This is a genomic window from Serratia marcescens (assembly GCF_001902635.1).
In the GTDB taxonomy this organism is placed as follows: domain Bacteria; phylum Pseudomonadota; class Gammaproteobacteria; order Enterobacterales; family Enterobacteriaceae; genus Serratia; species Serratia marcescens_F.
On record NZ_MJAO01000011.1, the window covers coordinates 23,729 to 37,134 of the forward strand.

A 13,406-nucleotide genomic window follows, 5' to 3' on the forward strand; every position below is an offset into this window, starting at 1 on the left:
AGCCCTGGGCGCAGCAATGCTGCGCCCCTACGAGGGTTTAACTACTTTCCCGGTGTGGCGAAATTACGCGAAAAATCAGAATCCAAGCGATTGGGCGTTGTCTTTGGTCACTGCCAAAATCTTATTAAACCGAATCACTTTGTGTTCCATGTCGACGTCGGCCTTGCCAAGGCCCTCGATCGACAGGTCTTTGTTCACTTCTTTGCCTTGCAGCAGCTGGTCGGCCACCGTCACCAGCGCATAGCCGGCGTCTTTCGGATCCCACAGCAGCGCTTTCTTGATGTCGCCGCGCATCAGATAAGGTGCGGCCTGTGCCGGCATGGCGATGCCCACCACCGCGATCTTGTCTTTGGCGCGTTTCTTGGCCACCGCCTGGCCGGCGCCGATCGGGCCGAGCGAACCGAAACCGATGATGCCTTTCATCTGCGGGTAGGTTTTCATCAGATCCAGCGTGGTGGCGTAGGATTTGTCGATGCTTTCCGCCACCGGCAAGCGCGAGGTGACTTCAAACATGTCCGGGTATTTTTCTTTCTGGTATTTGATGGCGGAATCGGCCCAGGCGTTGTGCAGCGGCACGGTCAGCGAGCCGACGTAGATCGCGTAGCCGCCTTTGCCGCCCATGTCTTTCGCCAGCTCATCGACGTTGGCCTGCGCGTATTTCTCGCTGTCGATGGTCTCGATGTCCCACTGGCCGATCTGCTGGTCCGGGGATTCATGGGTCAGCACCACGATGCCTTTGTCGCGCGCCTTTTTCAGCACCGGTTCCAGCACCTTGGCGTCGTTCGGCACCACGATGATGGCGTTGACGTTCTTGGCGATCAGATCCTCAATCACCTTGACCTGCGCGGCCGGATCCGGCGTAGAAGGGCCGGTCTGGTAGGCGTTGACGTCGAGTTTTTTCGCCGCTTCGTTGACGCCCACTTCCATGCGGTTGAACCACGGAATGCCGGTCACTTTGGCGACCACGGCAATCTCATATTTATCAGCGGCGAACACAGGTGTTGTCGATAACATGCACGCAGAAACCACACATGCATTTAATAATGCGAGGTTAAATTTCATTAGCTGTACCTTTTTTATCTTGTAGGGGGTGGCGGTTTTTCCACCGCTGCAGATTACAAAGGAATGGAAGAGGGGGCGTAGCTGAAGTTAACGAAATGTGATCCACGCACATTTAAGTAAAATATTGGCGCTATTGGTGTTAAATAAATGTTTAATTATTTTGTGGTGGTAAATTTACTACGGATTGTCTTTTATTTAATAACTAATATTTAACATATTATTAACGATGTTGCAGCATTTAGATGGCGTGAAAGCATAAAAAAATGCCGGCGCAGAGGCCGGCATTGAAGCATTTAATCGATGTGTGAACAAGATCACCTTTACGGCGGATTACAGCACGCCCTGCGCCAGCATGGCGTCGGCGACCTTGACGAAACCGGCGATATTCGCGCCGTGTACGTAGTGGGTTTGCTTGCCTTCGCCGCCGTATTCCACGCAGGCGTGGTGAATATCCGCCATGATATGTTGTAAACGTACATCCACTTTCTCCGCCCGCCAGCCGATGCGCGCGGCGTTCTGCGCCATCTCCAGCCCCGAGGTGGCCACGCCGCCGGCATTGGCCGCCTTGCCCGGCGCGAACAGCACCCCGGCGTCGAGGAAGGCGTCGGTGGCCTGGATGGTGGTCGGCATGTTGGCGCCTTCCGCTACCGCCTTCACCCCGTTGCGGATCAGCGTCTGCGCCGCGTCGAGATCCAGTTCGTTCTGGGTGGCGCACGGCAGAGCGATGTCCACCGGCACGTTCCACGGTTGCTGGCCCGCCAGATACGTCAGGCCGCGTTCGCGGGCGTAGTCCGCCACTCGGCCGTAACGTTGGTTTTTGATCTCCGCCAGGTGCGCCAGCTTCTCGGTGGTGAAGCCATCTTCGTCCACCAGGGTGCCGCCGGAATCCGACACGGTGATCACGCGCGCGTCCAGCTCCAGCGCTTTCTCGATGGTGTACTGCGCCACGTTGCCGGAGCCGGAGACCGCCACCCGCATACCCTCAAAGCCCAGACCGTGGCGCTGCAGCATGGCGTCGGTAAAGTACACCAGGCCATAGCCGGTCGCCTCGGGGCGGATCAGGCTGCCGCCGAAGGAAAGGCCTTTGCCGGTAAATACGCAGGCGGTGTTGTTGGAGAGCTTTTTCATCATGCCGGCCATAAAGCCGACTTCACGGCCGCCGACGCCGATATCCCCGGCCGGCACGTCGGTGTCCGGGCCCAGATGGCGATACAGCTCGGTCATCAGCGCCTGGCAGAAGCGCATGATCTCGCCCTGGCTTTTGCCCTTCGGATCGAAATCGGAGCCGCCTTTGCCGCCGCCCATCGGCAGGGTGGTCAGCGCGTTCTTGAAGGTCTGCTCAAAACCGAGGAACTTCAGGATCGACAGGTTTACCGACGGGTGGAAGCGCATGCCGCCCTTGTAGGGGCCGATGGCCGAGTTGAACTGCACGCGGAAGGCGCGGTTGACCTGCACCTGGCCGCGATCGTCCACCCAGCTGACGCGGAACTGAATGACGCGCTCGGGCTCCACCAGGCGCTCCAGCAGTGCCTGTTCGCGATAGCGCGGGTTGCGTTCGATAAATGGCCACAGCGAGGTGAATACTTCGCGCACCGCCTGCAGATATTCCGGCTGGTGGGGATTATGGCGTTGTAACGAGGACAGGAAAGACTCTACCGATACGGCATATTCCATGGATAACTCCTTCTAGCATTAAATGTTCCCCCGCTATTTTTTATAGATATGGGTATAGGCGATGCTCGGGGGAGGATGTTGTGTCTTTAGCGACTATATCATCGGAGGGCGGTTGATTATCAAGCGATTAATCGGCGCGGGGCGTGAAAAACGCCCGCAGGGTGCGGGCGTTGTTAAGTTAGCGAGTACTTACTTTTTATGCATCTTCTTCATCGCGCAGCGGCACGATCAGCATATCGATGTGCACGGTATTGATCAGCTGGCGGGCGGAAGACATCAGCTTGCTCCAGAAGTCCTGGTGGTGGCCGCACAGCACCAGGTCCATGTCATATTTCTTGATGGCGTCCACCAACACCTGCGCCAGATCGCCGCTGCCGCTCAGGGTCTCGGTAATCGGGTAGCCGGCGTTCTGCGACAGCTCGGTCAGCGCCTGATGGGTTTCCTCGGAGATGCGTTTTTGCATGTCGCCGAGGTTGACGTCGATCAGGCCGGTATAGAGATCGGAATAGTTGACATCGACGTGGATCAGAGAAACTTTGGCGTTGTACGGCCGCGCCATAGAGACGGCTTTCTCTACCAGGATCTTGCTTTCCGGGGATAGGTCTACCGCGATCAGTATGTGTTTGTAAGCCATAAGAAAACTCCTTCCATAAACATGTCGATTAAAGGGTTGGCAGGCGCTCCGTGGTCCAGCCTGGCGCTTTTGGTTTCATAGTATCATTCGGGTAACACAATGATATGTTGGGGCGATCACACTGCGCCGTATCGAAAATCTCTCCGCCCGACGCCTTTCGTTGTACACCCGCGCGGCGCAAAAGCCCACTTATTATACGGATTTCAACGGTCTGACCGCTTGAATTATAAGCGTTATTAAACAAAGTATAGCCCTAAATGCACGTTCAGCGTTCCAGATGCGGCTGCATCAGGCTCTCAAACCACTCATGAAACACCGCCAGGCGGCGTGAACGCTGGCGGCGATGGGGATAGATCAGGGCGATCGGCATGGAGGCGGCACGGTAGCCGGGCATCACCTCCACCAGTTCACCGGCGTCGATCAGGTGCTGCACGTCGTAGCGCGGGATTTGCATCAGCCCCAGCCCGGCGCGGCAGCAGGCGATATAGCTTTCGGCGTTGTTGACCACCACCCGGCTGGGCAGTTCGAGCCGCTGGGTGTGGCCGTCGCCGGTCAGGTATTCCCAGGGGGATTCCCGGCCGGTTTTGGGCGAGGCGTAGCCGATGCTCCAATGCCCTGCGGTGAGATCGCCGGGCTGGAGCGGATGGCCGAATTCGTTCAGATAGGCGGGGCTGGCGCAGTTGATCAATGCGAGATGGCCGAGTGGGCGCATCACCAGGCTGCTGTCGTGCAGATCGCCGACGCGCACCGCGCAGTCGACCCCTTCCTGCACCAGATCGATGGCGCGATCGGCGGAGCCGAGCACCAGCTGCAGGTGAGGGTGGCGCCGCAGCAGGCCGGGCAGCGCCGGCGCGATCAGCCGGCGGGCGATGCGGCTCGGTACGTCGACGCTGAGCCGGCCGGAGGCCTGGCGCTGGCTGGCCTGAAACGACTGATCGATGTCTTCCACCTCGGCCAGCAGCGGGCGCAGCCGCTCGAGCAGCTGTTCGCCATCGGCCGTCAGCCGCACCTGCCGCGTGGTGCGGTGCAGCAGGCGCACGCCCAGCTGCGTTTCCAGTTGCTGTACGGCGGCGGACACCGAGGCGCGCGGCACCTCCAGCGCATGGGCCGCCCGGATAAAGCTGCCCATCTCTGCCACCTGCACGAATACGCGGTACTGATTGAATCTGTCCATCTCGTTGGCCTGCTGCTCCTTGGCGCCGTTCCCGACAGAGAGTGTAGCCGCATGGCGCGGTTACGTGCGAGCTGGTGCGGGGGCATTTCCACCCCCGTTGGGCTTATTTGGTGGTGTAGCCGCCGTTGATCAGGATGGTTTGGCCGGTGATCCACCAGCCGTCGCTGACCAGATGGCGGATGAACGGCACCACGTCTTCGATATCGGTCAGGCCGGTTTGGCTGAACGGCGACAGCGCCGCCGCCGTTTTGTGGTAGGCCACGGCGTCCGCGCCTTCCGCCGGGTAGAAGAACGGGGTGTCCATCGGGCCGGGGCCGACCGCGGTCACGGAAATGCCGCGTTCGCCGAACTCCTTGGCGGCGGCGCGGGTGAAGTGCTCCACCGGCGCCTTGGTGCCGGCGTAAGCGGCGTAGAACGGCGTGAAGGCGCCGAGCAATGAGGTGACCAATGTGCAGATCTTGCCGTTGTCGTTGAGGTGCTTGCCCGCTTCTTTCAGGAAGAAGAACGCGGTTTTGGCGTTGACCGCCGTCATCTCGTCGTACTCGGCTTCGCTGATGTCGGCCATCGGTTTTTTCAGCACTTTGCCGACGGTATTGATGGCGATGTCCGGCTTGCCGACGGCGGCGATCGCATCGGCGAACAGCTTCTCGACCGCGCCCGCGGTGGTCAAATCGGCCTGCAGCGCGACGCCTTGCGCCCCGGCGGCCTGGATGGCGGCGACGGTTTTCTCCGCCTCGGCTTGAGACGCGGCGCTGTTGTAATGGATCACCACCGCCCTGGCGCCTTGTTCAGCTAAATCGCGAGCGATCAGCCCGCCGAGGTTCTTGGCGCCGCCGGCGATCAGTACGGTTTTTCCCTTGATTGAATGGTTTGCCATAACAGTTTCCTTGGATGAACGTAACGGAAACCTGAGTCTAGCCAGCGTAGGATGAAAGATCAGCGGCGTGGGGCGGGATAGACTATCCAGAAAAACCGACTAATAGAACGCGCCGGCGGGTGACTTCCCGGCGCGTGGCGGTAAATTTTATCCACCGATCGGGCCAGCTTGCGTTTCATTAACCTACAATGATGGATATGGGCCTCATCATTTCCCCTCTGAGTGGAACCACGCTGTGCAAATCTCTCTGTGCGGTGCGGTAACGTCTCCGGAGGCGGTGGGTTATGGGCGTGGCCCGTGCAGGCAAAAAAGGGGATGAGAGCGGTAAGCTCCAGCAGAGTATCGGGTAATGAGGTAGGGCGGTTGGACCCGGCGGATGGCCGCGGATAACAACGCCTTGAGGGGGCAATCATGATCAGTACCGTCGCGCTGTTTTGGGCTTTATGTGTGGTGTGTGTGGTAAACATGGTGCGGTATTACTCTTCTCTGCGCGCGCTGCTGGTGGTATTGCGCGGCTGCGACCCGCTGCTGTACCAATACGTCGACGGCGGCGGTTTCTTTACCGCCCACGGTCAACCGAGCAAGCAGCTGAGACTGGTGCGCTATATCTTCGCGCAGCGCTATGTCGAGCACCACGATCCGGAGTTTATTCGCCGCTGCGAGCGAGTGCGCGGGCAGTTCATGCTGACCTCGGCGCTGTGCGGCCTGGTGGTCATCAGCCTGATAGCGCTGATGATCTGGTATTAATTCCTTCCTGTTTCCCTTGATGCAGGCATAAAAAAGGCGGCCATGCGGCCGCCTTTCTCGTGATGCTTATCGCTTAGATCAGCTTCAGCGCAACCCAATACAGCGCACCGGAAAGCAGAATCGAGATTGGCAGGGTCAGTACCCAGGCCAACAGGATGTTCTTCACGGTTTTGCTCTGCACGCCGCCGCCGTCCACGATCATCGTCCCGGCAACCGCCGAAGAGAGGACGTGGGTGGTGGAGACCGGCATGCCGGTATAGCTCGCCACGCCGATCGACAGCGCTGCGGTCATCTGGGCCGACACGCCCTGGGCGTAGGTCATGCCTTTCTTACCGATCTTCTCGCCGATGGTGGTGGCCACGCGTTTCCAGCCCACCATGGTGCCGAGCGACAGTGCCAGCGCGACGGCGACGATGATCCACATCGGCGCGTACTCGACGGTTTGCAGCAGATCCTGACGCAGGTTCTTCAGGAAGCGCTGGTCGGCGGACGAGGTTTCCGGCAGCTTGGCGACTTTATCCGCCGTGTCGGTCACGCACATCAGCAGGCGGCGCAGGTGGCTGCGCTGGTCAACCGTCAGCTGATCGTAGCTTTGCAGGTTGGTCAGCATGCCCTGAGCCAGCTCGATCGCCGGCATGGCGCGCGAACTGTCGCAGTGGAACTCGGCCGGCTTGTTAGGCACAACTTCGTCATCCGGGCTTGGCACCAGCGGCGTCAGCGACACCGCATGCGACAGCGCGTCACCGTGCTGCTGGTAATATTGCTGCAGGTGGGTCACGGCATCACGCGTACGGGTGATGTCATAACCGGTTGCATTCATATTGACCACGAAGCCGGCCGGCGCAACGCCGATCAGCACCAGCATGATAAGGCCGATACCTTTCTGGCCGTCGTTGGCACCGTGCGAGAAGCTAACGCCAATCGCCGACAGGATCAGTGCGATACGGGTCCAGAACGGCGGCTTGCGTTTGCCGTCGACCTTTTCACGTTCCGCAGGGGTCATGTGGATACGCTGGCGTTTCTTGGTGCCACTCCAATAGCGGCGCAAGGCGAACACCATCACTCCCGCCACCATCATGCCGACCAGCGGCGAGAACAGCAGAGAAAGGAAAATTCCAATCATTTTCGGGACGTTAAGCGCATCCACCACCGAAGTGTGGGTCATCAGGGCGTTGGTTAAACCGACACCGATGATTGCGCCTATCAGCGTATGGGAACTGGAGGCCGGCAGACCGAAATACCAGGTGCCGAGGTTCCAGATGATTGCCGCCAACAGCATGGAGAAGACCATGGCTAATCCGTGTGCTGAACTGACGTTCAACAACAGATCGGTAGGCAGCAAGTGGACGATGGCGTAAGCAACACTCAAACCGCCGAGCATTACGCCAAGAAAGTTGAACAAGCCTGCCATCACGACCGCAAGTTGCGAGCGCATGGCGCGGGTATAAATTACTGTAGCAACCGCATTGGCCGTATCATGAAAACCGTTGATGGCTTCATAAAACAACACGAACAACAATGCGAGAATTAACATCAGGCCGGTATGGAAATCCAGGCCAGCGAACAAATGCAGCATAAGCGTTACGCCAGTTTGTGGACATGAACGCCGCGCATTATCAGTGACAACCGGTGCCGGGGAAAAGGAAAATATGACGTTTTTTTGATTTAGACATGACGAAATGATGGCGTGTCTATCACAAAAAGATGAAATATCAACGCGTTATTCTCCTCTGACCTCTGTAATATTTTCTTACTATGGCGTTGGCGGCGCGGGGGCTTTACAATCTGCCGCCGTGAATTTAGCGGTGACCGGCGGCGAAACGGCGTAATATGGCGCTCTTTTGTCGCGATTGTGGTTTTGATAAGAGAGGCTCAGGTGGAACAGTTTGATGTCGTAGTGATTGGGGCGGGCGCCGCCGGCATGTTTTGCGCCGCGCAGGCGGGGCAACTCGGTTGCCGCGTGTTGCTGCTCGACAACGGCAAAAAACCGGGCCGCAAGATCCTGATGTCCGGCGGCGGGCGTTGCAACTTTACCAACCTGTACGCCGAACCGGCGGCCTACCTGTCAAACAACCCGCATTTTTGCAAATCGGCGCTGGCGCGCTACACCCAGTGGGACTTCATCGATCTGATCAACCGCTACGGCATCGCCTACCATGAAAAAACGCTGGGGCAGCTGTTCTGCGACGACTCGGCGCAACAGGTGGTGGATCTGCTGGTCAAAGAGTGCGAGCTGGGCCAGGTGACGATGCGTCTGCGCAGCGAAGTACTGGGCGTGGAGAAAAGCGAACATGGCTACGAGCTGACGCTGAATGGCGAAAAAGTGAGTGCTCGCTCACTTGTGGTGGCCAGCGGCGGATTGTCCATGCCGGGGCTGGGGGCGTCGCCGTTCGGCTACAAGCTGGCGGAGCAGTTCGGCCTCAAGGTGCTGCCGACGCGTGCCGGGCTGGTGCCTTTTACCCTGCATAAGCCGTTGTTGGAACATTTACAGACGCTGTCCGGCGTCTCGGTGCCGGCGGTGATCACCGCCGAGAACGGTGTCAGCTTCCGCGAAAGCATCCTGTTTACCCATCGCGGCCTGTCCGGCCCGGCGGTGCTGCAGCTGTCCAGCTACTGGCAGCCGGGTGAGTATGTGAGCGTTAACTTACTTCCTGAGCTAGATTTGGCGGCCTTCCTGGATGACCAACGGCGCCAGCACCCGAACCAAAGCCTGAAAAACACCCTGGCGTTGCAATTGCCGAAGCGGTTGGTGGAATGCCTGCAAACGTTGGGACAACTGCCGGAGGCGACGCTGAAGCAGCTAAATGCGCCGCAGCAGGCGGCGCTGGTGGATCTGTTGCAGAACTGGCGCGTGCAGCCGAACGGCACCGAAGGTTACCGCACGGCAGAAGTGACGCTTGGCGGCGTCGACACCCATGAGCTTTCCTCCAAGACAATGGAAGCCCACAAGGCGCCGGGGCTCTACTTTATCGGCGAAGTGGTGGACGTGACCGGGTGGTTGGGCGGCTACAACTTCCAGTGGGCGTGGAGCTCGGCCTGGGCCTGTGCCCAGGCGTTGGCGGCGCAGGGGCGTTAAAAGGTCGCTCAGTCTTGAAACGTGCCGGGTCGCCTTGGCCCGGCATTGAGCTTATTCATTAATTTTATTTTAGTATCGCCGTCGAGAAAACTCGCTTCCAGCGCCTGTCGGTTGCAGCGGTTAAAATCCTCATCGTTCCAACCGAAGGCGTCATGCAACAGCCAATACTCTTTGTTCAGCGTGGTATCGGCGACGGTGCGCGCATCGGTATTCACGTTCAGCCGGACCCCTAACTTTTTCAGCCGGTCTATCGGGTGATCGTCGATGCTGTCGAACAGATTGCAGGTGAGATTGCAGCTGGGGCAGATCTCGAGCAGGACGCCGGTGGCTATCAGGCGCTCGACGAGCGCAGCATCCTCGATGCTTCTGACGCCGTGGCCGATGCGCGACACCCGCAGTTGATCCAGCGTCTCCCGCACGCTGTCGGCGCCTTTCGCCTCGCCGGCGTGGGCGATGACATTCCCGCCGGCTTCGCGCACCGCGCGAAAGGCCGCCACATGGTTGGTCAGCGGGTAACGCGCCTCGTCGGCGGCCAAATCCAGCGCGACCACCCCGCGGCCCAGAAAGTTAACCACCAACCCGGCCGTTTGCAGGCTGGCGGCCGCGTCGAAATGCCGCAGCGTGCACAGGATCAGCCCGGCGCCGATGCCGTAAGTTCGCGAGGCGTCATGCATGGCGGCGATCACCGTTTCGACCACCGCCTCGCCGGTTAATCCCATCCGGGTATGCAGCAGCGGCGCAAAGCGCAATTCTGCATAGATGACGTTATCCGCCGCCAGCTGCGCGAAGAGATCATCGACGGCTAACGCAATCGCCTGCTGCGTTTGCAGAAGCGCGATCTGCGGCGCTATTTTGCTTAAAAAATCCCCCAGATCGGCGCATGTCTTCGGCGCGACAAATTGCCGATTAAATGCCGTTCTTGTTATTTGCGGGTCGATCTTTTTTAAATAGTGGTAGCTTAAACACGTATCTAAATGGACGTGTAATTCCACCTTGTTTAATTCTCTCGGATCGAAAGTCATGATGGCCACTTATTTAATTCGCGGTGAGATAACAGCGAGAACAGTTTTTCTTTAAACACGCCGGTTTTAATGCGGGTGACGATCTGCGCATTGGCCGGTTTGCCGGTAAGGTGAGTAGAATCGATGACGTAATGGCCGTAAGAACTTTCACTTTTATATTCTACCCATGAATAAGCCTCCAGACTGGTCTCGACGATGTCCGGGTAAAGTGCCACCGCCATGGTGGTCGGATCGGGCAAGTCAAACCCTTTGCGCTCGGTGCGCCCGGCGTTGAATGTCATCAGCGCACGATTGCAGCGCACGGTAAACCGCCCCAGCTCGCCGAGGTGGTTCAATTGTTCAATATCTTGCTCGCCAATAAACGCCTCTCCCATGCCGATTTCCCAGCCGACGAGGGTTAACGGCAGCCCGGCATTCAGGACCAGATGTGCGGCCTCGGCGTCGGCGTAGAAATTAAATTCGGCCAGTGGGGTGATATTGCCCGGCGTCAGCCCGGAACCGCCCATGACATAGACGCTCTTTACCTGCTCTGACAGCGCGGGCGCTTTCAGCACCGCCATCGCGAGATTGGTCAGCGGCCCGAGGGTAACGATTTCCAGCTCGCCATTAAACCGGGCGGCGCAGTCTATGATGGCGTCCACGGCATGGGTGGGCTCTGCGGTCAGGCGCGGATCGGCCAAGGCCATATCGCCCATGCCGTCTTCACCGTGTATATGGTGCGAGTGATAACGCGTTCGGAAGAGCGGCTTCGCCATGCCGGCATAAACCGGGGGCGCATAGGTTCCCGCTTTTTCGACGCAGATAAGCGCGTTTTTGACGCATTGTTCAAGCGGGCAGTTTCCTGCGACCGTGGTGATTGCTTCCACGTTTACGCCAGGCTCGCGCAACGCCATCAGCAGCGCGACGGCATCGTCGGAAGCGGTATCGGTGTCTATCAAAATATGTCGCATAGCACTCTCTCCTGATTGGTTTTCTGGAGAACATACCCACACGGCTCAGGGTGAAAAAGGCCAGATGTCCTTTTTCATTGCAAAGCGCATTGGCTATCTTGTGTGTGATTGAAGAAAAGCGCGGGCGGCGGCAGTAGGATTAACTTCACGGGGCGAATAGGCATGATAACGGTCGGTGACAGCAAGATAAAAGAAGCGCTTATCGCGGCGCATAACCTGCAAACGGTGCTGTCACCGGCGCTGGTGGCCGCATTGCGTCTGGGCAGGATCGAGGCCGGCGAATGCCTGGTGACGCAAAGCGATGGTTTTACCCATCTGTTTTTTCTCGTGCAGGGAAAATTGCAGGTTGAGAACTATGATGTGAACGGCAGGCACATCGTCTTTTCTTTCGAAACGGACTTTTCCGTGATAGGCGATTTGGAGCTGTTCTGCCAGACGCAGCGGGTGATGTTCAGCACCGTTCAGGCATTGACGGACGCGCTGCTCTTCACGCTGCCGGCCGACGTAGTCAAAACCCAGGCCATGCACGATCCCGTTTTCCTCTCCTTCATGTGCCGGCAGCTGAGCAACAAACTGCTTAACGCCTCGTTGCTGCATGCGCACGGCGGTTTAACGGCGGAATATAAGTTGCGAAAGCTTTTGTTATTTAAAATGAAAAATGAAGGGGCGCTGATTCGGCTCGAAAACAGAGAACTGTTGGCGGGCAGATTAGGGATCTCAGTCAGGCAGCTGAGCCGCGCGTTGGCGCAGCTTGAGGTGGACGGCATTATTCAATTTAAAAACAAATCGCTGCAGGTGATGGATAACCAACGGCTGTCCGAATGCAAAATGAGGTCACCCTATTGAACGCTGGCAAGCGTTAGTAGGCTTTTTTTATGGCTAATGAATATCAGTGTTATTAATTCCGTTAATTATTATTTCTCTGTATTGAGTTAACGATATTTATTGATATTGATTTGTGCTTTTGTCGTATTCTATCTATACATGATATACCCATGATAAAAATGTGTGTTAGCCCTGCTATATGGATGGGGCGGGGATACCTTCGGGTTCAGTGACGATCTCGCGCAGTTGATTATTTTTCTTGTTGGTCTGAGTCTGTTTTTTATAAGCATGGTCAAAGGTTACGTTAAATACTGGGGGCGTAGATGGATATCACGATAAATATTTACTCGTCAATTTACCAGGTGCCGCAGGAGGAATATCATCGGCTGCATTCGCATAGAAAAGGTACGGTATTTTATGACTGGCGTTTTTTGTTGGCGGCGGAGCAATCCCCGTTATTGGCGGTAAAGAAAACCTATTATCTGGCGGCGTATTCTCATGGGCGATTATTGGCGTTACTTCCTGTTTATTTGCAGGATTTGGCGGTAGTCGACCCTTTCAAACGCTTGGCCGAGCATGCGGATATTTATGATCAGGGCAACGATACCGGATTATTCAGCCATATCATGCATTGCTATGACAGCATGATACCCAGCCGACAGGCCTCGATTGAATTGCATGCGGCTTTGTTTAACCGGCTGCGTGAACTGGCCGAGGAAGAAGGCGCGCGTTATTTTGGCCTGCTGAACGTGCGCGATCCCGACCTGCGGCAACATGCCGATGCGTTGGGGCTGAACGTCAATTTCATGCTGGATCGCTGGTATATCGATTTGACGGAGTTCGATGATTTTGATCATTTTGTCGAAAAGCTGCCCGCCGATGGGCGGCGTGAAATGCGGCGACAATTGCGCAAATTCGACCCCAATCGTTGCACCTTGTCGATGCTTGCGCCGCCTTTTGATCGGCGTCTGGAGCAACTGACCGACCTGTGCCATCAAACGACCGCTCGCCTCGGCACCCCCCAGTATTTTCCGGCGGAACCGTTATCCCGTTTCAGTCGTTTATGCGGCGATCTTATCCGGCTTTCTCTGGTTGAGCAGCAGGGACAATTGGTCGGCGGGGTCATCTGTTTCGAACAGGAAGAGACGTTGCATATCTGGTCCGCCGGCATGCGTTACGATCTGGTGGAGTTCAGCCCCTACACGCTTGCCTTTGCTCAGGCTTATCGCTATGCGTTTGAAAACGGTTTCACTCGCGTTGAAGGGGGGCGGCTGAATGAGAAAATCAAAACCCGCCTGGGTTTCCGGCCCGAACCTTTGTACGCCATCACCAGCGATCGGCTTAATCCCGCGACCGTACAGTAAT

12 protein-coding genes are annotated in these 13,406 nt (G+C 57.4%); 4 read left to right on the forward strand and 8 right to left on the reverse strand.

Going from position 1 to position 13,406, the window contains the following annotated elements; all coding sequences use genetic code 11:
• Nucleotides 1-75: 75 nt before the first annotated feature.
• From BHU62_RS12545 to BHU62_RS12565, 5 genes are all read right to left on the reverse strand, one after another.
• Nucleotides 76-1,062, reverse strand: a complete 987-nt coding sequence (locus BHU62_RS12545) for an autoinducer 2 ABC transporter substrate-binding protein (protein WP_073532310.1) — start codon at nt 1,060-1,062, stop codon at nt 76-78.
• Nucleotides 1,063-1,392: 330 nt separating this feature from the next.
• On the reverse strand, nt 1,393-2,736 hold the full coding sequence (gene gdhA, locus BHU62_RS12550) for an NADP-specific glutamate dehydrogenase (RefSeq protein ID WP_073532311.1): 1,344 nt from the start codon (nt 2,734-2,736) through the stop codon (nt 1,393-1,395).
• 196 nt (nt 2,737-2,932) lie between these two features.
• The gene (uspA, locus tag BHU62_RS12555) at nt 2,933-3,370 is read right to left on the reverse strand and encodes a universal stress protein UspA (RefSeq protein WP_073532312.1); all 438 of its coding nucleotides are present in this window, start codon (nt 3,368-3,370) and stop codon (nt 2,933-2,935) included.
• A gap of 265 nt (nt 3,371-3,635) precedes the next feature.
• Nucleotides 3,636-4,544 (reverse strand): LysR family transcriptional regulator, encoded by a 909-nt coding sequence (locus BHU62_RS12560; protein WP_073532313.1) that lies wholly within the window; start codon nt 4,542-4,544, stop codon nt 3,636-3,638.
• Nucleotides 4,545-4,647: 103 nt separating this feature from the next.
• A complete protein-coding gene (locus BHU62_RS12565) occupies nt 4,648-5,421 on the reverse strand; it encodes an SDR family oxidoreductase (protein ID WP_073532314.1) in 774 nt (257 codons plus the stop codon).
• A 411-nt stretch (nt 5,422-5,832) separates the two neighbouring features.
• On the opposite strand from BHU62_RS12565, the gene uspB reads away from it, so the two are divergent.
• Nucleotides 5,833-6,168, forward strand: a complete 336-nt coding sequence (gene uspB, locus BHU62_RS12570) for a universal stress protein UspB (protein ID WP_016930435.1) — start codon at nt 5,833-5,835, stop codon at nt 6,166-6,168.
• Between the two features lie 73 nt (nt 6,169-6,241).
• On the opposite strand, the gene pitA is transcribed toward uspB, so the two are convergent.
• Nucleotides 6,242-7,744, reverse strand: coding sequence for an inorganic phosphate transporter PitA (gene pitA, locus BHU62_RS12575; RefSeq protein ID WP_073532315.1), 1,503 nt, complete (start codon nt 7,742-7,744; stop codon nt 6,242-6,244).
• A gap of 300 nt (nt 7,745-8,044) precedes the next feature.
• Between pitA and BHU62_RS12580 the strand changes: the two genes are divergently transcribed.
• Nucleotides 8,045-9,244 carry an NAD(P)/FAD-dependent oxidoreductase gene (locus tag BHU62_RS12580; protein WP_073532316.1) on the forward strand — a complete coding sequence of 400 codons (1,200 nt, stop codon included), beginning with the start codon at nt 8,045-8,047 and terminating at the stop codon, nt 9,242-9,244.
• A gap of 8 nt (nt 9,245-9,252) precedes the next feature.
• Here the strand turns inward: BHU62_RS12580 and add are convergent, their stop codons facing one another.
• Nucleotides 9,253-10,236: an adenosine deaminase gene (gene add, locus BHU62_RS12585; RefSeq protein WP_236720673.1), complete on the reverse strand. Its 984-nt coding sequence runs from the start codon at nt 10,234-10,236 to the stop codon at nt 9,253-9,255.
• Nucleotides 10,237-10,262: 26 nt separating this feature from the next.
• On the reverse strand, nt 10,263-11,216 hold the full coding sequence (locus tag BHU62_RS12590; RefSeq protein ID WP_073532318.1) for a nucleoside hydrolase: 954 nt from the start codon (nt 11,214-11,216) through the stop codon (nt 10,263-10,265).
• 162 nt (nt 11,217-11,378) lie between these two features.
• On the opposite strand from BHU62_RS12590, the gene BHU62_RS12595 reads away from it, so the two are divergent.
• A complete protein-coding gene (locus tag BHU62_RS12595; RefSeq protein WP_073532319.1) occupies nt 11,379-12,062 on the forward strand; it encodes a Crp/Fnr family transcriptional regulator in 684 nt (227 codons plus the stop codon).
• Between the two features lie 302 nt (nt 12,063-12,364).
• Nucleotides 12,365-13,405 (forward strand): GNAT family N-acetyltransferase, encoded by a 1,041-nt coding sequence (locus BHU62_RS12600; RefSeq protein WP_073532320.1) that lies wholly within the window; start codon nt 12,365-12,367, stop codon nt 13,403-13,405.
• Nucleotide 13,406 lies beyond the last annotated feature (1 nt).

What these genes read in the sequence shown, in the direction of transcription:
- BHU62_RS12545 (WP_073532310.1), bottom strand. Translation starts at nt 1,062, where the DNA reads ATGAAATTTAACCTCGCATTATTAAATGCATGTGTGGTTTCTGCGTGC.
- gdhA (WP_073532311.1), bottom strand. Translation starts at nt 2,736, where the DNA reads ATGGAATATGCCGTATCGGTAGAGTCTTTCCTGTCCTCGTTACAACGC.
- uspA (WP_073532312.1), bottom strand. Translation starts at nt 3,370, where the DNA reads ATGGCTTACAAACACATACTGATCGCGGTAGACCTATCCCCGGAAAGC.
- BHU62_RS12560 (WP_073532313.1), bottom strand. Translation starts at nt 4,544, where the DNA reads ATGGACAGATTCAATCAGTACCGCGTATTCGTGCAGGTGGCAGAGATG.
- BHU62_RS12565 (WP_073532314.1), bottom strand. Translation starts at nt 5,421, where the DNA reads ATGGCAAACCATTCAATCAAGGGAAAAACCGTACTGATCGCCGGCGGC.
- uspB (WP_016930435.1), top strand. Translation starts at nt 5,833, where the DNA reads ATGATCAGTACCGTCGCGCTGTTTTGGGCTTTATGTGTGGTGTGTGTG.
- pitA (WP_073532315.1), bottom strand. Translation starts at nt 7,744, where the DNA reads ATGCTGCATTTGTTCGCTGGCCTGGATTTCCATACCGGCCTGATGTTA.
- BHU62_RS12590 (WP_073532318.1), bottom strand. Translation starts at nt 11,216, where the DNA reads ATGCGACATATTTTGATAGACACCGATACCGCTTCCGACGATGCCGTC.
- BHU62_RS12595 (WP_073532319.1), top strand. Translation starts at nt 11,379, where the DNA reads ATGATAACGGTCGGTGACAGCAAGATAAAAGAAGCGCTTATCGCGGCG.
- BHU62_RS12600 (WP_073532320.1), top strand. Translation starts at nt 12,365, where the DNA reads ATGGATATCACGATAAATATTTACTCGTCAATTTACCAGGTGCCGCAG.